The following is a 19631-nucleotide window of genomic DNA, read 5'->3' as shown; positions in this document are numbered from 1 at the left end:
TTGAGCTTGTACTGGCGGCTGCGTTAACTTTAAACTTCTTTACATAAGGCAAGGCTGCTGCCGGTCTGTCTTCCTATAATGAATTGAAGCCCCGGTGATGAGGGCGCGACGTAAAGCAAACAGGGGGCAAGGGATGTTGCTGAATAAAATGTACGGTCGTCAGCTGTCAGCACTCAGTTTGTGCCTGACGGTAGTAGTGGCTCCACTGTTTTCTGCCCGGGCCGATGAGCCCGAACTGGTCCCGGTCGATAGCTCCGCCACGATGGGCGCGCAGCCTACGTCGCTGTCACAACCGCTGGAGCAATCGCCAGCCACCGCCATGATGGCCGGTATCCGTCCGCTGCCTGCCGATGTCAGTGCGGAACAACGTCGCGAGCAGCTGCTCTCGGCTCTGCCTGCGGGTTACTCCCCGGTCTATCTTAATCAGCTTACGCTGCTGTATGCCGCACGTGACATGAAACCCATGTGGGACGATCGCGATGGTGTGCGGGCGTTCCAGCAACAGCTTGCCGAAGTCGCTATCGCCGGTTTCCAGCCGCAATTTACCGCCTGGGTGGAACTGCTGACCCAGCCTGAGATAACCGGAATGGCGCGGGACGTGATCCTGTCGGATGCGATGATGGGCTATCTGCAGTTTGTGGCAGGGATCCCGGTCAACGGTAACCGCTGGCTCTATAGCACCAAACCTTACAAGATGGCGACACCGCCGCTGTCGGTGATTAACCAGTGGCAGCTGGCGCTGGATAACGGGACGGTGCCGCATTTCATTGCCGGACTTGCGCCGATGCATCCGCAGTATTCGGTGATGCATCAGTCGCTGCTGGAGCTGGTGGCCGATACGCAACCCTGGCCTCAACTGCAGAGCACCACCAAACTGAGCCCGGGGCAGTGGAGCAGCGATGTTCCGGCCCTGCGTGAAATTTTGAAACGCTCCGGCGTGATCGACGGCGGGCCAAAAATTGCCCTGCCGGGTGACGATCCGCAAAGCGTGGTTGTCAGTCCGTCAGCCCCACCGGTTGAGAAGAAAAAGAAGCCAGCCTCCAGCAAGCCGGCCTCCTATGACCGCAGCCTTGTTGAAGCGGTCAAAGCCTTCCAGACCACCCAGGGTCTGGGCGCCGACGGCGTGATTGGCCAGGGAACGCGTGACGCGCTGAATCTCACACCAGCCCAGCGTGCCGGCGTGCTGGCGCTGAATATTCAGCGTCTGCGCCTGCTGCCGGCCACGCTCTCCACCGGAATTATGGTGAATATTCCGGCTTTCTCGCTGGTTTATTATCAGAACGGTAATGAGGTGCTGGCATCGCGAGTCATTGTTGGCCGTCCGGATCGTAAAACGCCGATGATGAGCAGCGCCCTGAATAACGTGGTGGTCAACCCGCCGTGGAACGTGCCGCCGACGCTGGCACGCAATGATATTCTGCCGAAACTCTGGAATGACCCGGGATACCTCGAACGCCACAACTATACCGTGCTGCGGGGCTGGAACAGTAAAGAGGCTATCGATCCGTGGCGGGTAGACTGGGCGACCATCACGCCTTCTAATCTGCCGTTCCGCTTCCAGCAGGCTCCTGGCGCGCATAACTCGCTTGGGCGCTATAAGTTCAATATGCCAAGCTCGGACGCTATCTATCTGCACGATACGCCTAACCACAACCTGTTCCAGAAAGACGCTCGTGCGCTAAGCTCCGGCTGCGTGCGTGTAAACAAGGCGTCAGAACTGGCTAACATGCTGTTACAGGATGCAGGCTGGAACGACACACGTATCTCCGACGCGCTGAAGCAGGGCGACACGAGGTATGTGAATATCCGCCAAAATATTCCGGTTAATCTGTACTATCTGACCGCGTTCGTCGGCAAGGATGGTCGGACCCAGTATCGTACAGATATTTACAATTATGATGAGATTGCCCGGTCGAACACTCAGATTCTGCCCAAGGCAGAGCAATTGATCAGGTAAATGAAGAAGTTCGGAAAATTCTGGTAGCCTGAGTCAGGAAAAGATACGGGGTTTGCGGCTGCAAGCCCCGTATTTCCTGGTTTTGCTGCCTTGACGCTGACAGGTTTGCCCGGTAATGTGCCCTTCGTGCGCTGTATTGCATTTATACGATAACACTGACCTGTAGACCTGATTACCATGGATAAATTCGACGCTAATCGCCGTAAGTTGCTGGCGTTAGGGGGCATTGCGCTGGGCGCTGCCATCTTACCGACGCCATCATTTGCTACGCTCTCTACCCCTCGACCACGCATTTTGACGCTTAATAACCTGCATACAGGTGAGTCAATAAAAGCCGAGTTTTTTGATGGCCGGGGCTATATTCAGGATGAATTAGCAAAGCTTAATCATTTTTTCCGAGATTTCCGCGCAAATAAGATTAAAGCCATCGATCCGGGATTATTCGATCAGCTTTTCCGCCTGCAGGGCCTGCTGGGCACCCGCAAACCGGTCCAGCTCATCTCTGGTTACCGCTCCCTTGATACCAATAACGAACTACGCGCCCGCAGCCGTGGGGTCGCTAAAAAAAGTTATCATACCAAAGGGCAGGCGATGGATTTTCATATTGAAGGCGTTTCGTTAGCCAATGTTCGCAAAGCTGCGTTATCTATGCGCGCAGGTGGTGTAGGATATTACCCACGTAGCAACTTTGTGCATATTGATACCGGGCCACTGCGGCACTGGTAATAACGAAATCAGGAGCAGTATGAACTATCGTATTATTCCGGTCACTGCGTTCTCCCAGAACTGTTCGATTATCTGGTGCGAACAAACCAAACTGGCCGCCCTGGTCGATCCCGGTGGTGATGCAGAGAAGATCAAACAGGAAGTCGCTGCCGCTGGCGTGACCTTAATGCAGATTTTACTCACCCACGGTCATCTCGATCACGTGGGCGCTGCGGCCGAGCTGGCGCAACACTACGGTGTGCCGATTGTAGGTCCGGAAAAAGAAGATGAGTTCTGGCTGCAGGGCTTGCCGTCACAGAGCCGGATGTTCGGTCTGGATGAGTGTCTGCCGTTGACGCCAGATCGCTGGCTGAACGAAGGTGAGAGCGTCAGCGTCGGCAATGTGACTTTACAGGTGTTGCATTGCCCGGGCCATACGCCAGGCCACATTGTCTTCTTTGATGACCAGTCGCGTCTGTTGATTTCCGGCGACGTGATCTTTAAAGGCGGAGTAGGGCGCAGTGATTTCCCACGTGGCGATCACGGTCAGCTGATTCGCTCAATTAAAGAGAAGTTATTGCCGCTGGGGGATGATGTGACCTTTATCTCCGGCCACGGCCCGATGTCGACGCTGGGCTACGAACGGCTGCACAACCCGTTCCTGCAGGATGAAATGCCTGTCTGGTAATGACGAATTAAAAAAGCCTGCTTAAAGCAGGCTTTTTTTTGCCCGGCGACCGGGCTTTTGTAGGCCGGGCAAACGCAGTGCCGCCCGGCTTAACGTTTTACAGCACAGCCACAATCGCTTCGCACAGCGGCGCCATGTTATCCGGCGTCATACCCGCCACGTTAACACGACCTGAAGCCACTGCGTACACGCCAAATTCTTCACGCAGACGCAGGACCTGCTCTTTGGTCAGGCCGCTGAAGGAGAACATGCCATTCTGCTTAATGATGAAGCTGAAGTCGCGATCCGCGCCTTTTTCCGCCAGGGTGTTCACGAACAGCAGACGCATGCGCTGAATACGCTGACGCATGTCGTTCAGTTCCTGTTCCCAGATAGCGCGCAGGGCGTCATTGCTGAGAATAGTCGCAACGACTGACGCACCGTGAGCCGGTGGGTTGGAGTAGTTAGCACGAATAACGGATTTCATCTGGCTGAACGCACGATCGACGGTCTGCTCATCGGCAGCCACCAGCGTACAGGCACCTACGCGCTCATTGTACAGACCGAAGTTCTTGGAATAGGAGCTGGCAACAATCAGCTCTTTATGCAGCGCAGCGAACGCACGCAGGCCTTCAGCATCTTCTTCCAGACCACGGGCAAAGCCCTGATAAGCGAAGTCGAACAGCGGCAGCCAGCCTTTTTCAACCGACAGTTTCGCCAGCTGTTCCCACTGCTCCAGCGTTGGATCGATGCCAGTTGGGTTGTGGCAGCAGCCGTGGAACAGCACCACATCACCCGCCTGCGCTTCGCTCAGGCTGGCCAGCAGACCGTCAAAGTCGAGAGTGTGGTTGGCCGCGTCATAGTAAGCATATTCACGCACTTCCAGGCCCGCAGAGTTGAAGACGCTCTTATGGTTAGGCCAGCTTGGATTGCTCACCCAGACGGTTTTTACGCTGGTATTTTTGGCGAGGAAATCCGCTGCCACGCGCAGGGCGCCAGTACCGCCAGGGGTCTGTGCGGTGCGGGCGCGTTTATCACTGATAATCGCGTTGCCTTTGCCGAACAGCAGCTCCTGAGTGCAACGACCAAATTCCGGAATACCGTCGATGCCGAGGTAGTTTTTGGTATTTTCGTTCTCCAGCAGATACTGCTCAGCTTTTTTAACGCTGGTCAGTACCGGGGTCTTGCCGGTCTCATCTTTATAGACACCAATACCCAGGTTGATTTTTCCAGGGCGGTCATCGGCACGAAACAGATCGGCCAGGCCCAGAATCGGGTCGGCAGGGGCGGCGGTAATGTTCTCAAACATGACGAAGTTCCATTGTGGTTACGGAAGTGAAATCCGCTATCAGGTTAACGATAGTTCTACAAAATGCCAACCGTTTGCTACAAAAAGCGTGCGGCTTTTCAAAAGTCGCCATTTTTAGCTTTCGGGCATAAAAAAACAGGGCCGAAGCCCTGTTTTTTAGACATATAACAAAGTGGTGTACTGATTAGAACTGGTAAACGATACCCACGCCCGCCTGGTCGTCGGTAGACAGGCCAGTTGCTTCGGTGTAGTTGTTGTCATCCAGCAGGTTGAAGCGGTACGCAGCGTACACGTTCATGTTCTTGTTGAAGTAGTACCAGGTACCCACTTCTACGTATTTCACCAGGTCAGCATCGCCACCGGAGAAACCGTTACGCGCGGTCAGATCTTTACCTTTGGACTGAACGTAGCCCACGGACGGACGCAGACCGAAGTCGAACTGGTACTGAACCACAGCTTCAACGTTCTGGGTTTTGTTAGCGAACTGGTCGTCGCTTTCACGAGTCATGTTCTGAGATTCGCCGTACATTACCGCTGCGTACAGGTTGTTTGCGTCATATTTAACGGAGGTTGCCCAGCCTTCAGCACGTTCGCCTTTACCGTCAACACTCTGCGCAGTAGAGCGGTCAGAGTTGGAGTAGGCTGCCGTTACGTTGAAGCCTTCAGCGAAGTCATAACCCAGAGAGTAGCTGCCGCCGTCGCCGTTCTGACGTGAGGTGGTGTGGCCAGATTCGTTTTTACCCTGGTACTGCAGACCCAGTGACAGGCCGTCAACCAGACCGAAGAAGTCAGAGTTACGGTAGGTAGCCAGACCGGTGCTACGTGCAGTCATGAAGTTGTCAGTAGCAGCCAGGGAGTCGCCGCCCCAGATGACGAACATATCGGTAGAAGCCAGCGCATCGTAGAACACGCCGTAGTTACGACCGTAATCGAATGAACCATAATCACCGGTTTTCAGGCCTGCGAATGCCAGACGGGTTTTAGTACCCTGAGCACCTTCCTGAGAAGAGGCGTCCATGTTGTATTCCCACTGACCGTAACCGGCCAGCTGGTCATTAATCTGAGTTTCGCCTTTAAAGCCGATACGCGCATAAGTGGTATCACCGTTGTTGGTGTCACCGTTGGTGGTCCAGATATGCTCACCAACTGCTTTGCCGTAGAAGTCCAGCTTGTTAGCGTTTTTGTTATAGATTTCTGCTGCGTTAGCTGCACCGGCTGCCAGCAGGGCAGGGATAACCACTGCCAGGATATTGCGCTTCATCATTATTTATTACCCTCATTGGTTTTTTTATGACACTCGCCACTGCCGTCAATAAATTCTGTCAATAAATATTTCCGGAACTATTGATGAGAGTTTGGTGTCTTTATGTGTCTGACAGGCATCTTTCCATTCAAATAAACGTTTCGCTAGCCTGAAAGTGCTACAAACCTAAAGAATCAGTTACAAGAAGAAAATATGTGTAACAAAACGTGTATTTTAAGGAACTTTGTGAGGCATCTCAAACTTCAGAGTTGAGTGGCGAAAAATAAAGCTTCACTAATTCTATCTATATGAATTGCTTATCTTAATTTTAGATAATGACTTTTTTTATGATCCGAAGCATTAGCAAACTATTTTTCTTATCCCTAACGATGGACGTCTGGATAGCTGAATTTTTGCACGAAAAGTGTGCTAATGCTTGAGATAAGTATTAGGCGCAATAAGACTACGGTTTATTTTATGTGCAAAGATGTTTCATGGAAATAAAGCGTAACATTGCAGAGGATCTGGCGGGGTTGCTCTTTAAGGAGAATGACTTTCAGCTGACAAAATTTGACAGTGCAGAATAAAATAATGGCCAGCAGAGGCTGGCCATTGAGTGTTATTGAATCAGAATGTGGCGCTGCGCGGAGTACGCGGGAATGGAATCACATCACGGACGTTCTGAACACCGGTCACGTAAGCGATCAGACGTTCGAAGCCGAGCCCAAAACCGGAGTGCGGAACGGTGCCGTAACGGCGTAAATCGCGGTACCACCAGTAGTCCTCTTTGTTGAGGCCCATCTCAGCCATACGCGCATCCAGCACATCCAGACGCTCTTCACGCTGTGAACCACCGATGATTTCACCGATGCCTGGGGCAAGAACGTCCATCGCGGCGACGGTTTTACCGTCTTCGTTAAGGCGCATATAGAACGCCTTGATGTCTTTCGGATAGTTTTTCACGACCACCGGCGCTTTGAAGTGTTTCTCGGCCAGGTAGCGTTCGTGTTCGGAGGAGAGATCAACACCCCAGTACACCGGGTTTTCAAACTTCTGACCGCAGTTTTCGAGGATGGTCACCGCATCAGTGTAATCCACCTGTGCGAAGTCAGCAGAGACGAAACGCTCCAGACGGGAGATCGCATCGCTGTCCACGCGCTCGGCGAAGAACTTCATGTCATCTGCGCGCTCGGTCAGTACCGCGTTAAAGACGTACTTCAGCATCGCTTCCGCCAGGCCAGCCACGTCGTCGAGGTTGGCGAAGGCCACTTCCGGCTCCAGCATCCAGAACTCCGCCAGGTGGCGGCTGGTGTTGGAGTTTTCAGCACGGAAGGTTGGGCCGAAGGTGTAGATTTTAGACAGTGCACAGGCGTAGGTTTCGCCGTTCAGCTGGCCAGATACGGTCAGGAAGGACTCTTTGCCAAAGAAATCTTTGTCGTAGTCCACTTTGCCTTCCGGCGTGCGCGGCAGGTTTTCCATGTCCAGGGTGGAGACGCGGAACATCTCGCCAGCGCCTTCGGTGTCGGAGGCGGTGATCAGCGGGGTGGAGACCCAGAAGTAGCCCTGCTCGTCAAAGAAACGGTGCAGCGCCTGCGCCAGAGTGTGACGAACACGGGCCACGGCACCAATCATGTTGGTACGCGGGCGCAGGTGAGCCACTTCACGCAGATATTCGATGCTGTGGCGTTTTGCCGCCATCGGGTAGGTATCCGGATCTTCAACCCAGCCGGTCACTTCAATCGAGGTGGCCTGCAGTTCATAGCTCTGACCCTGGCCCTGAGAGGCCACGATTTTGCCGGTGACCACTACGGAACAACCGGTGGTCAGACGCAGCACTTCCTGATTGTAATTGGGCAGAGAATTATTAATAACGGCCTGTACAGGATCAAAGCAGGAACCGTCATAAACGGCGAGGAAAGAAAAGCCAGCTTTTGAATCTCGGCGGGTACGCACCCATCCGCGCACGGTGACTTCGCTGTCAACGGCTACGCGGCCCTGGAGTACGTCGGCTACAGGCACAACGCTCATAATAATCTCTCTATGTAGTCCAATAATAAAATCTGTATCCCCTTCAATGGGGGGATATCTATGTTACCTGGCATCCGCCATCAGACAAGTAGATTTCGCAATGATAAGGGAAGAAATAAGAAATAAATGCGGGAAGGGAGCCCGGTGGGCTCCCTGAAAGGATTAGCTGGCGATTTTAACGTGCGGCAGGTCGAACGCTTTACGCAGGGCACGGACAAAGGCTTTGTCATGGCAAATGGTTTTGCCCGGGCTGTCGGAGAGTTTCGCCACCGGCTTGCCGTTACATTCCACCAGTTTAATGACGATATTCAGCGGTTTTACCTGGGGAATATCGCAGGTTAAACGGGTACCAATGCCAAAGCCCAGATTGATGCGCGAGGAGAAGTGCCGGTACAGGCCTACCGCTTTTGGCAGGTCGAGATTATCGGAGAAGACCAGCACTTTACTCATTGGGTCGATGCCCAGCTTTTGATAATGGGCGATCGCTTTCTCACCCCACTCCAGCGGATCGCCGGAGTCATGGCGCAACCCCTGATAGGCCGTGGCAAACTCCGGGCCGAAATCGCGCAGGAAGGCGTCCATGGTAATACAGTCGGTTAAGGCGATCCCAAGCTGGTCCGGGTACTCGTCAAGCCAGGCCGCCAGCGCCGCACGCTGGCTGGTCGCCAGTTCCGGGCTGATCTGCTGGTGCGCCTGGAACCACTCATGGGCCTGGGTGCCCATCGGGGTGAGGCTCAGACGGCGGGCCAGATCGTAATTGCTGGTACCAACAAACCACGGCTCCTGCTGCAGTCGCTCAACGATGGCCTGCTGCACCTCGCGGGAGAAACGGCGGCGGGTGCCAAAATCCATCAGGCGGAAACGCGACATATCCAGCGATTCGGTCAACTGAGCAAAATCAACCAGCTTGTTTTCCAGCGTGGCCAATGCCTGCTCAACGCTGGCCTCCGGGGAACGGAAGCGGTGCACCAGCTCGCTGATCACCGCCAGCAGCGGTACTTCCCACATGATCACTTCCCGCCACGGCCCTTCAAGGCGAATATGCAGCTTGCCGTTATCATTGCTGATCTGCACCTGGGTCGGATCGTAGCGGAAATTCCGCAGCCACTGGAGGTAGTCTTCTTTAAAGAAAGGCAGGCCGGACAGCCACTGGAATTCATCATCCTGCAGATGAAGATGCTGCATAGCGTCGACTTGCTCACGAATGGCATCGGCGTAGATCCCAAGCAAATCATCACCACGGCAGCGAAACTCGGCCGCGACCTGTACGTCGTGGTAGTGGTGAAATACGGCTTGCTGCATATGCAGTTTATACGCGTCGGTATCCAGCAGCGTATGCAGAACAGGTGAAGCGAATCGAGTCATAGGCGCGCAATAGCATCCTCTCACGGGAGCGTTTAGTACAATAAACAACTATTGAAACCGCTGGAGTATACCCTGTTTAGCGATTTATTGAACCCCGATCACACCATAAGCCTGGACCAGGGTCGAGTGCATTTCGTGCCGCATGTTATATAAATGTAGCAAATAGAGTGTTTGTGACTGAAAAGATGAACATTCTGCATAGCGCGTTTTACACAACAGGAATAGACTGGTTCGTTATTCGACAAACGATGCAAAAGGTTTTCTATGACACAACAGCCTCAAGCCAAATACCGCCACGACTACCGTGCGCCCGATTACCTGATTAGCGATATCGACCTGACTTTTGACCTGGATGCCACCAAAACCGTTGTCACGGCGGTCAGCCAGGTAACACGCCATAACGCCACGGCGGTGCCGCTGCGTCTTGATGGCGAAGATCTGACCCTGGTGTCGGTGCACGTTAACGACACCGCATGGACTGACTATAAAGAAGAAAACAACCAGTTGGTGCTCGACAACCTGCCGGAGCGTTTTACCTTACGCATCGTCAACGAAATCAGCCCGGCGTCCAACACCGCGCTGGAGGGGTTATACCAGTCGGGTGTCGCGCTCTGTACCCAGTGTGAAGCCGAAGGTTTCCGTCACATTACCTGGTACCTGGATCGCCCGGATGTACTGGCCCGCTTCACCACCAAAATCATTGCCGATAAAGCCACCTATCCGTTCCTGCTCTCCAACGGTAACCGCGTCGGTGAAGGCGATCTGGAAAACGGTCGTCACTGGGTGCAGTGGCAGGATCCGTTCCCGAAACCGTGTTACCTGTTTGCGCTGGTGGCGGGGGATTTTGACGTCCTGCGTGACACTTTCACCACCCGTTCCGGCCGTGAAGTGGCGCTGGAGCTGTTTGTCGATCGCGGCAACCTCGATCGCGCACCGTGGGCGATGACCTCGCTCATCAACTCCATGAAGTGGGACGAAGAGCGTTTCGGCCTCGAGTATGACCTCGATATCTATATGATCGTCGCTGTCGACTTCTTTAATATGGGCGCGATGGAGAACAAAGGCCTCAACGTCTTTAACTCCAAATATGTGCTGGCGCGTACCGACACCGCCACCGACAAAGACTACCTCGATATCGAGCGCGTTATTGGCCACGAATATTTCCATAACTGGACCGGTAACCGTGTGACCTGCCGCGACTGGTTCCAGCTGAGCCTGAAAGAGGGCTTAACCGTCTTCCGCGATCAGGAATTCAGCTCCGACCTCGGATCGCGCGCGGTTAACCGCATCAACAACGTGCGCACCATGCGCGGCCTACAGTTTGCCGAAGACGCCAGCCCGATGGCGCACCCGATCCGTCCGGATAAAGTAATCGAGATGAACAACTTCTACACCCTGACGGTGTATGAGAAGGGTTCTGAAATCATCCGCATGATCCACACTCTGCTGGGTGAAGTGAATTTCCAGAAAGGGATGCAGCTCTATTTCGAGCGTCACGACGGCAGCGCGGCCACCTGCGACGATTTCGTGCAGGCGATGGAAGATGCCTCTAACGTCGATCTGTCCCACTTCCGCCGCTGGTACAACCAGGCCGGTACGCCGATTGTGACCGTCAAAGACGACTACAATCCGGAAACCGAGCAGTACACCCTGACCATCAGCCAGCGCACGCCGCCGACGGCCGAGCAGGAAGAGAAGCACCCGCTGCATATCCCGTTCGCCATTGAGCTGTACGATAACGAAGGCAAAGTGATCCCGCTGCAGAAGGGCGGTCATCCGGTGCATAACGTGCTGAACGTGACCCAGGCTGAGCAGACCTTCGTGTTTGACAACGTCTACTTCCAGCCGGTGCCTGCGCTGCTGTGCGAATTCTCCGCGCCAGTTAAGCTGGAATACAAGTGGAGCGATCAGCAGCTGACCTTCCTGATGCGTCACGCGCGTAACGACTTCTCCCGCTGGGATGCCGCGCAGAGCCTGCTGGCAACCTACATCAAGCTTAACGTCAATCGTCACCAGCAGGGCCAGCCGCTCTCTCTGCCGGTCCACGTGGCCGACGCCTTCCGCGCGATCCTGCTGGATGAAACGATCGACCCGGCGCTGGCGGCTGAAATTCTGACCCTGCCGTCCGCGACTGAAATCGCCGAGCTGTTTGAGATTATCGACCCGATTGCGATCGTGGCGGTGCGTGAAGCCCTGACCCGTACCCTGGCGACCGAGCTGGCGGATGAGTTCCTCGCCATCTACAACCACCACAAGCTGGATGCGTACCGCGTTGAGCATGCCGATATTGGCAAGCGCGCGCTGCGTAACACCTGCCTGCGCTATCTGGCGTTTGGCGAAACCGCGCTCGCCAACGAGCTGGTCAGCCAGCAGTATCACACTGCCGACAACATGACCGACGCCCTGGCCGCGCTGGCCGCAAGCGTAGCCGCAGAGCTGCCGTGCCGTGATGCCCTGATGCAGGAGTATGACGATAAGTGGCATCAGGACGGTCTGGTGATGGACAAGTGGTTCATTCTGCAGTCCACCAGCCCGGCCGCCGACGTGGTGAACAAGGTGCGCAGCCTGCTTGAGCACCGCTCATTCACCCTGAGCAACCCGAACCGCGTCCGCTCCCTGATCGGTGCCTTTGCCAGCAGCAACCCGGCCGCCTTCCATGCGGAAGATGGCAGCGGCTACCAGTTTATGGTGGAGATGCTGACCGAGCTTAACAGCCGTAACCCGCAGGTGGCGTCACGTCTGATTGAGCCGCTGATCCGTCTGAAACGCTACGATGCCACGCGTCAGGCGAAGATGCGTGCGGCGCTGGAGCAGCTGAAAGGGCTGGAGAATCTGTCCGGGGATCTGTACGAGAAGATCAGTAAGGCTTTAGCCTAAAAGAAATGCCCGGTGGCAAGGTAAAGGCAAAACGGCAACCAGAGGTTGCCGTTTTTATTGTTTGTACCCTCTCCCCGTGGGAGAGGGCCAGGGTGAGGGCATCAGGCATTAGCCGTAATTAACTGCCGCTCCGTTACCCCACGCTTCATCACCCGATCCAACACCTCCGCTTCCAGCTCCGCCAGTCGCACTGAACCCACCCGGCGAGGACGTGGAAGGTCAACCGTCAGATCCAGCCCAATCTTGCCCTCCTCAATCAGCAGCACCCGGTCCGCCATGGCCACGGCTTCACTCACATCGTGAGTGACCAGCAGCACCGTAAAGCCGTGCTCCTGCCATAGCGATACGATCAGATCCTGCATCTCGATCCGCGTCAGCGCATCCAGTGCCCCCAGGGGTTCATCCAGCAGCAACAGCCCCGGGCGATGGATCAGCGCTCTGGCCAGCGCCACACGCTGTTTTTGTCCCCCGGAGAGGGCGGCAGGCCATTCACCCGCGCGATTGTCCAGCCCGACAGCGGCCAGAGCTTGTAACGCCTGCGCTTTCCAGTTGCCTTTCAACCCCAGACCGACGTTATCAATCACCGTTTTCCACGGCAGCAGACGCGCATCCTGGAACATCATCCGGGTATCGTCCTGGATCTCCGCCAGCGGGGTATTCCCGGCCAGCAGCTTACCACCGTTAGGCGCTTCCAGTCCGGCCAGCAGGCGCAGCAGGGTGCTTTTACCGCCGCCGCTGCGGCCCACCACCGCCACGAATTGCCCGGCCGGGATGTGCAGCTCCAGTTCGTTCAGAATGGTGTTTTCGCCGTAGCGTTTGGTCACGCCGTTAAGCAGCAGCGGCGTCCCCTGATTTAAGCGAGCGGTATTCATGCGTGTGCCTCCTTTATCGCGTAGGCCGGATTCCAGCGCAGCCAGCGGCGTTCAAGCCACTGGGCGCTGACATCTGCCAGTTTGCCGAGCAGGGCGTAGAGAACGATCGCCACCACTACCACGTCGGTCTGCAGGAATTCGCGGGCGTTCATCGCCAGGTAGCCAATCCCGGAGTTAGCGGAGATAGTTTCCGCCACGATCAGCGTCAGCCACATCAGGCCGAGGGCAAAACGCACGCCGACCATAATGGAGGGCAGGGCGCCCGGCAGAATGACATGCGTAAACAGGGCGAAGCCGGACAAACCGTAGCTCCGCGCCATCTCCACCAGCCCGCGGTCGATGTTACGAATGCCGTGCCAGGTGTTGATGTAGATTGGGAACAGCGTTCCGAGAGCGACGAGGAAAATCTTCGCCGTCTCGTCGATACCAAACCACAGGATCACCAGCGGGATCAGCGCCAGGTGCGGCACGTTGCGCAGCATCTGGATGGAGGTGTCCAGCAGACGCTCGCCCCAGCGGGACAGGCCGCTGATCAGACCCAGCGTCAGGCCAATCGACCCGCCGATCGAAAAACCAATCACCGCGCGCCAGGAGCTGATCGCCAGATGCTGCCACAGCTCACCGCTGGCGCTCAGGGACCAGAAGGCCTCCACCACGCCCTCCGGAGAGGGCAGAATGCGGCTCGACAGCCAACCCACGGAGGATGCCAGCTGCCAGATCAGGACAATCCCCACAGGGAGCAGCCAGGGCGCAATGCGCAGCAGCCATTTTTGGGATGGGTTAGCCATGCGTTCTCCTTAGCTCTGGGCGACTTTACGCGGGATAAATTCGTTGGCGACCGCTTCACCCTGCTGCAGCAGAGGCTGCGGCTGCGGGATCTGCGGAATAGCCACATCCAGATGCGGGAACAGCAGCTCACCCACCTTGTACGCCTCTTCCAGATGCGGATAACCGGACAGAATAAAGCTGTCGATGCCGAGGTCGGCGTATTCATTAATCCGCGCCGCCACGGTTGGGCCATCACCTACTAACGCCGTACCCGCCCCGCCGCGCACCAGCCCCACGCCAGCCCACAGGTTCGGGCTGATCTCCAGATTCTCCCGCTTGCCGTTGTGCAGGGAGGCCATCCGGTGCTGCCCGACGGAGTCGGTGCGGGCGAAGGCGGCCTGGGCTTTGGCAATAGTGTCATCGTCCAGATGGGCGATCAGGCGGTCGGCGGCCTGCCACGCCTCTTCAGTGGTTTCGCGGACAATCACGTGCAGACGGATCCCGAAGCGCACCTTACGACCGTGGGCCGCGGCTTTAGCACGCACCTGCTCGATCTTCTCTTTCACCAGTTCCGGCGGCTCGCCCCAGGTGAGATACAAATCCACCTGCTCGGCGGCCAGATCCTGGGCGACGTCCGACGAACCGCCAAAATAGAGCGGCGGACGCGGCTGCTGGATCGGCGGGAAGAAGAGTTTGGCATCACGAACATGAATATGTTTGCCCTCGAAGGTCACATTCTCGCCCTCCAGCAGACGACGCCAGACGTGGGTGAACTCAGAGGAGGCTTCATAACGCTCGGTGTGATCCAGGAAGACGCCGTCCCCGGCCAGCTCCTGCGGATCGCTACCGGTCACCAGGTTAAACAGCGCGCGTCCGTTCGACAGACGGTCAAGGGTCGCGGCCTGGCGGGCGGCCACTGTCGGAGAAGTCACGCTCGGGCGCAGGGCCACGAGGAACTTCAGGCGCTGGGTCACCGGGATCATCGACGCCGCCACCAGCCATGCATCTTCGCAGGAGCGTCCGGTCGGGATCAGTACCCCGGTAAAGCCAATTCGATCGGCGGCCTGGGCAATCTGCTGGAGATAAGCGTGATCCACCGGGCGCGCGCCCTCGTCGGTGCCCAGATAGTGTCCATCACCGTGGGTAGGTAAAAACCAGAACAGATTCAGACTCATGATTTAGCTCCTTTTTGCGCGGTCGGTTGCCAGATACGGTCGCGAATATCGATTTTTTTCGGCACCAGGCGATTGTCATAGAAGAGATCCGCGGTTTGCTGCTGTAACACGGCGGTATGGGCATCAACCGGTTTGATGACGGTAGGCGGGCGATGGTCAAGGTAGGTGGCAATGACCGGCTCCGGAAGACCCATCGTTTTAGCCAGCAGGGCGATACTGGCCTGACGCTGACTCTGGGTAAGGGCATCCGCCTCGCTAAAGGTATTCAGTACGCCCTGAACGAATTCACCGTTTTTCTCTGCATAAGGGCGAGCGGCAAGGTAGAAGGAGCCGGTCTGTTTCAGGCTTTCACCGTCTTTCAGCACCTTTACACCACCCTGCAGCAGGGCCGCGGAGTAGTAGGGGTCCCAGATTGCCCAGGCATCGACGTTGTTTTGCTGGAAGGCGGCGCGGGCATCTGCCGGGGAAAGATAAACTGGCTGAATATCTTTAAAAGTCAGACCCGCCTGCTGTAGGGCGCGCAATAGCAGATTGTGTGAGCTGGACCCTTTCTGGAAAGCCACCTTATGGCCTTTAAGATCCGCCACGGTTTTAATCGGGCTGTTTTCAGGGACCAGAATCACTTCGGCTTTCGGTTTTGGCGGCTCCACGCCGACGTAAACCAGGTCTGCCCCGGCGGCCTGGGCGAAGATAGGCGGGATATCGCCGGTGCTGCCGAGATCGATACTGCCGACGTTCAGCGCCTCCAGCATCTGTGGGCCTGCCGGGAACTCCACCCAGGAGAATTTGGTGTCCGGGTAGCGTTTTTCCAGCAGCTGATGGCTTTTCGCCAGCACCATGCTGACGCTGCCTTTCTGGTAGCCAATACGCAGGCTCTCGGGGACAGGATCGGCGGCATGCGCCAGGCCGGAGAGGGCCACCAGACCGGCCAGGCTCAGGCGTGCAAGGGATTTAAACATGGGCGACTCCTTTCTGAAGACCAAAGGCAGGAACCTGAACGTCGCGTCGATGCAGCGCCTGCCAGAAGGTCTCCAGGGCGCTGTCGAGGCGGGTTTGCAGGTTAGGGGTAAAGTGCGGCTTGTGCTGATAGTCAATCACCTGCGAGTCGTCGGCAAACACGCCGTGCAGGATCTCCTGGGCCTTCAGGGCGCTGAGCACCGGCTTCAGGGCGTAATCCACCGCCAGCAGGTGAGCGACGGTGCCGCCGGTCGCCAGCGGCAATACGATTTTGTTCTCCAGCGCGCGCTCCGGCAGCAGATCGAGCAGGGTTTTCAGGGCACCGGAAAACGAGGCCTTATACACCGGCGTGGCGACGATCAGCCCGTCGGCGTCTTTAAGCTGCTCATTGAGGGTTTTCAGCGCCGGACTGTCGAAGCGGGCATAGAGAAGATCTTCCGGAGCAAAGTTATGCAGATTCCAGTGGAACACTTCGACATCCAGAGAGGTGAGTTGCTCCCGGGCATACTCCAGCAACGCGCTGGAGCGGGAAGGAAATCGCGGACTGCCGGCCAACGTAATGACGCGCATAGATGCTCCTTATAACCAATTATTTGCTTTTATCTAACATTGATAACATTTGTTGGCAGTGTCGCATCGCTGACTTATTCCACTAAATGATTTATCCGCAGAATAAATGCAAAAAAATGAATAAAGGAGGGGTAAAAAGTAAACGATTGCGTCTGGTGACGTTTTTTTGCCGCAGGTCAATTCCCTTTCCGGCTGCGATCGCTGATAATTCGGCCCCGGTTTGCACACCGGGAATCCAGGAGAGTTCATGTACTACCCCTTCGTTCGTAAAGCCCTTTTCCAGCTCGATCCTGAGCGCGCTCATGAATTTACATTCCAGCAGTTACGCCGTATTACGGGAACCCCGCTTGAAGCGCTGGTGCGCCAGAGAGTGACGGAGAAGCCGGTCACCTGCATGGGTTTAACCTTTAAGAACCCACTGGGTCTGGCGGCAGGGCTGGATAAAAACGGCGAGTGCATCGATGCACTGGGTGCGATGGGCTTTGGCTCTATCGAAATTGGCACCGTCACGCCACGTCCGCAGCCGGGTAACGACAAGCCGCGCCTGTTCCGCCTGGTGGAGGCCGAAGGGCTGATCAATCGCATGGGCTTTAATAACCTCGGCGTCGATCATCTGGTTGAAAATGTGAAGAAAGCCCATTTCGATGGGGTTCTGGGCATTAATATCGGTAAAAATAAAGATACGCCGGTCGAGCAGGGCAAAGATGACTACCTGATTTGTATGGAAAAAGTCTACGCCTACGCCGGGTATATTGCGGTGAATATCTCTTCACCTAACACCCCGGGCCTGCGCACCCTGCAATACGGTGAAGCGCTCGACGATTTATTACTCGCCATCAAGAATAAGCAAAATGAACTCCAGGCGAAGCACCATAAATATGTGCCGGTGGCCGTTAAAATTGCTCCGGATCTGACCGTAGAAGAGCTGGTGCAGGTCGCCGACAGTTTAGTTCGTCATAATATTGATGGTGTTATTGCCACCAATACCACCCTCGATCGCTCTCTGGTTCAGGGAATGAAATATTGCGACGAAATGGGGGGCCTGAGCGGGCGTCCGGTGCAGTTAAAAAGCACCGAAATTATTCGTCGTCTGTCAGAAGAATTAAAGGGTCGCCTGCCGATTATTGGCGTAGGCGGTATAGATTCAGTCATGGCCGCGCGCGAGAAAATGGCGGCTGGCGCTTCGCTGGTGCAGATATATTCAGGCTTTATTTTCAAAGGCCCGCCGCTGATTAAAGAAATCGTTAATCATATCTAATCTTTTAGCATGACTGGCAACCAGGGCTTTATTTCCAGCTCTGGTTGTTTTATATTCCCGGACTGTTGCTTTATTAGACATTGTAGTCTTTGATTATTGCAGTTAAAAAAGCGAAGCGGCAATAAGGACTTTCTTAGGACAGGACGTTTCGGGAACGGGAGAGACAGATGCGAATTAAACCTGACGATAACTGGCGCTGGTATTTCTGTGACGAGCACGATCGCATGATGCTCGATCTGGCCAATGGTATGTTGTTTCGTTCGCGTTTTGCCCGCCGGATGTTAACCCCGGACGCCTTTGCCGACACCGGTTTTTGCGTCGATGATGCCGCACTCTACTTCTCCTTTGAAGAAAAATGCCGCGACCTCGACCTGTCGAAAGAACAACGCGCCGAGCTGGTGCTCAATGCGCTGGTGGCGATCCGCTTCCTCAAACCTCAAATGCCGAAAAGCTGGCACTTTCTTGCCCACAATGAGCGCTGGTCGCCGGTCACCGGTGATGCGGCGTGCGTCAGCCTGAGCGAGAGTGCAGAGCAGGTGAATCTGCTGGTGGTGGAGCCGGGCGATAATGCCGCGCTCTGTTTACTGGCGCAGCCGACGGTGTCCATTGCCGGGCGCACCATGCAGTTGGGCGACCCGATTAAAGTGATGAATGACCGACTGAAACCACAGCCGGTCACCTTCAGCCTCGAGCAGGCCGTTTAGGCTTCCAGCTGTAACGAGGTTTTCGGTACGCAGCTGCAGCACAGAATTGTGCCGTCACTGCCGATAGCCGATTTCTTCAGCGCACTCACTTCGCCTTCTACCAGCGTGATGCGACAGCATCCGCAGATCCCCGCCCGACAGGAATAGGGCACGCGAATACCGGCCTGTTCAAGCTGTTCCAGTAACACCTGCTGATTGTTTCCGCGGATCGTCTGACCCTGCCACTGGATAGTGACCGCCGTGGCGGGTTGTGTCTCCACCTCTGTCGCCTCTTCTTCAGCGCCTGCGCCGTAGATCCGGCCTGGTCCGGTGGAGAGGATCTCCACCTCGTCGCCCACGCGGATCACACCGCTGGTGCGCGGGATCAGGTTCTGACCGAAATCCACATCGCCGTTATCCTGCGCGGTGCGGAAAGATTGCAGGGTTTTGAGTGGCTCACCGGCAGGGTGCTTCTGCCCCTTTTCCGGGCTGACGGTGGTAAAGATGCAGCGGCTGCAGGGTTTCACCACGTCAAAGATCACGTCGCCGATGCGGATCACTTTCCAGGTGTCTTCTTCCCAGGCCGTTGCGCCGGTGACCACCAGATTAGGGCGGAACTGCTCCATCTGTACGCTCGCCGGGCAGCGCTTTTGCAGGTCGCGCAGTGAAGCGTCGTTGGTGAGCAGGAACGGGAAGCCGTCGGCAAACGACAGTGGCACCGCGGCGAAATCTTTGACGCGTCGCGTCAGTTCGGGCCCGACCCAGCGGAGCTGCACCGGGCGCGAAAAGAATTCGCTCATCCAGCGGTTGATCGCGTCCGGAGCGATACGGGCGGTAAAGTGGTTGCCCCATACTTCGGTAGGCGCATCCGCTGGCGCAAAATCGCTGAAGCGAACGATACTACTGGAACCGTCCGGCGCGGTGAGATGCAGACCATCCTGAACCGGGGCCGGGGTGAAGCGAACCATCTGTGGGAACTGGCGGGCGGTGATGAAGGTGCCATCCGGTTCGGTGACCATAAAAATGCGATCGTAGGCAAAACCGCTAACGTCTGCGAAGGCATGCGTCAGCCCAATACCGCGCATGGATTTGACCGGATGAATGAAAAGCCTGGATAACGTTGCCACGGCACCGTCCCCTCAAATGAAAATAAGCCCTCAACTTTATGACATAGAGCCCAGATTGGCTATAATGCGC

At 56.0% G+C, this 19631-nt stretch carries 16 protein-coding genes; 6 read left to right on the top strand and 10 right to left on the bottom strand.

Annotated elements, in window-relative coordinates; all coding sequences use genetic code 11:
- The first annotated feature begins 133 nt into the window (after positions 1-133).
- The 3 genes from ldtD (at position 134) to LG383_RS11380 (ending at position 3350) form a co-directional block, all read left to right on the top strand.
- Positions 134-1957: a L,D-transpeptidase gene (ldtD, locus tag LG383_RS11390; RefSeq protein WP_225759147.1), complete on the top strand. Its 1824-nt coding sequence runs from the start codon at positions 134-136 to the stop codon at positions 1955-1957.
- A 177-nt stretch (positions 1958-2134) separates the two neighbouring features.
- Complete coding sequence (locus LG383_RS11385; protein WP_106992599.1) at positions 2135-2683, top strand: YcbK family protein; 549 nt, start codon at positions 2135-2137, stop codon at positions 2681-2683.
- A 19-nt stretch (positions 2684-2702) separates the two neighbouring features.
- Positions 2703-3350: an MBL fold metallo-hydrolase gene (locus LG383_RS11380; protein ID WP_106992600.1), complete on the top strand. Its 648-nt coding sequence runs from the start codon at positions 2703-2705 to the stop codon at positions 3348-3350.
- Between the two features lie 97 nt (positions 3351-3447).
- Here LG383_RS11380 and aspC read toward each other — a convergent pair whose 3' ends face one another.
- From aspC to pncB, 4 genes are all read right to left on the bottom strand, one after another.
- On the bottom strand, positions 3448-4638 hold the full coding sequence (aspC, locus tag LG383_RS11375) for an aspartate transaminase (protein ID WP_106992601.1): 1191 nt from the start codon (positions 4636-4638) through the stop codon (positions 3448-3450).
- A gap of 184 nt (positions 4639-4822) precedes the next feature.
- Positions 4823-5902: a porin gene (locus LG383_RS11370; RefSeq protein WP_106992602.1), complete on the bottom strand. Its 1080-nt coding sequence runs from the start codon at positions 5900-5902 to the stop codon at positions 4823-4825.
- A 606-nt stretch (positions 5903-6508) separates the two neighbouring features.
- Positions 6509-7909 carry an asparagine--tRNA ligase gene (gene asnS, locus LG383_RS11365; protein WP_106992603.1) on the bottom strand — a complete coding sequence of 467 codons (1401 nt, stop codon included), beginning with the start codon at positions 7907-7909 and terminating at the stop codon, positions 6509-6511.
- A gap of 162 nt (positions 7910-8071) precedes the next feature.
- Positions 8072-9274: a nicotinate phosphoribosyltransferase gene (pncB, locus tag LG383_RS11360; RefSeq protein ID WP_225759146.1), complete on the bottom strand. Its 1203-nt coding sequence runs from the start codon at positions 9272-9274 to the stop codon at positions 8072-8074.
- Positions 9275-9538: 264 nt separating this feature from the next.
- Here pncB and pepN point away from each other — a divergent pair, with 264 nt between their 5' ends.
- Positions 9539-12151: an aminopeptidase N gene (pepN, locus tag LG383_RS11355; RefSeq protein ID WP_225759145.1), complete on the top strand. Its 2613-nt coding sequence runs from the start codon at positions 9539-9541 to the stop codon at positions 12149-12151.
- Positions 12152-12252: 101 nt separating this feature from the next.
- Here the strand turns inward: pepN and ssuB are convergent, their stop codons facing one another.
- Genes ssuB through ssuE form a run of 5 tightly spaced genes read right to left on the bottom strand, consistent with a single transcriptional unit; the run spans position 12253 to position 16493 of the window.
- The gene (gene ssuB, locus LG383_RS11350) at positions 12253-13023 is read right to left on the bottom strand and encodes an aliphatic sulfonates ABC transporter ATP-binding protein (RefSeq protein ID WP_225759144.1); all 771 of its coding nucleotides are present in this window, start codon (positions 13021-13023) and stop codon (positions 12253-12255) included.
- The gene (ssuC, locus tag LG383_RS11345) at positions 13020-13811 is read right to left on the bottom strand and encodes an aliphatic sulfonate ABC transporter permease SsuC (protein ID WP_166182039.1); all 792 of its coding nucleotides are present in this window, start codon (positions 13809-13811) and stop codon (positions 13020-13022) included. Before ssuC ends, ssuB begins: the two co-directional genes overlap by 4 nt.
- A gap of 9 nt (positions 13812-13820) precedes the next feature.
- Positions 13821-14966: an FMNH2-dependent alkanesulfonate monooxygenase gene (gene ssuD / locus LG383_RS11340; protein WP_106992607.1), complete on the bottom strand. Its 1146-nt coding sequence runs from the start codon at positions 14964-14966 to the stop codon at positions 13821-13823.
- Positions 14963-15925, bottom strand: a complete 963-nt coding sequence (locus LG383_RS11335; RefSeq protein WP_225759143.1) for a sulfonate ABC transporter substrate-binding protein — start codon at positions 15923-15925, stop codon at positions 14963-14965. Before LG383_RS11335 ends, ssuD begins: the two co-directional genes overlap by 4 nt.
- Entirely contained in the window at positions 15918-16493 is a 576-nt protein-coding gene (gene ssuE, locus LG383_RS11330) for an NADPH-dependent FMN reductase (protein WP_106992609.1), read from the bottom strand. Before ssuE ends, LG383_RS11335 begins: the two co-directional genes overlap by 8 nt.
- Before the next feature lie 247 nt (positions 16494-16740).
- On the opposite strand from ssuE, the gene pyrD reads away from it, so the two are divergent.
- The gene (pyrD, locus tag LG383_RS11325; protein WP_225759142.1) at positions 16741-17751 is read left to right on the top strand and encodes a quinone-dependent dihydroorotate dehydrogenase; all 1011 of its coding nucleotides are present in this window, start codon (positions 16741-16743) and stop codon (positions 17749-17751) included.
- A gap of 167 nt (positions 17752-17918) precedes the next feature.
- Positions 17919-18455 carry a cell division protein ZapC gene (zapC, locus tag LG383_RS11320; RefSeq protein ID WP_106992611.1) on the top strand — a complete coding sequence of 179 codons (537 nt, stop codon included), beginning with the start codon at positions 17919-17921 and terminating at the stop codon, positions 18453-18455.
- Here the strand turns inward: zapC and LG383_RS11315 are convergent.
- The gene (locus LG383_RS11315; protein WP_106992612.1) at positions 18452-19561 is read right to left on the bottom strand and encodes a YcbX family protein; all 1110 of its coding nucleotides are present in this window, start codon (positions 19559-19561) and stop codon (positions 18452-18454) included. The two genes, zapC and LG383_RS11315, sit on opposite strands and share 4 nt — an antisense overlap.
- Positions 19562-19631 lie beyond the last annotated feature (70 nt).

Origin of the sequence: Leclercia sp. Marseille-Q4284, assembly GCF_916618945.1 — a bacterium.
Taxonomy (GTDB): Bacteria; Pseudomonadota; Gammaproteobacteria; order Enterobacterales; family Enterobacteriaceae; genus Enterobacter; species Enterobacter tamurae.
The sequence above is the reverse complement of the archived record's forward strand: the minus strand, read 5'-3'. Positions and strand labels throughout refer to the sequence as shown.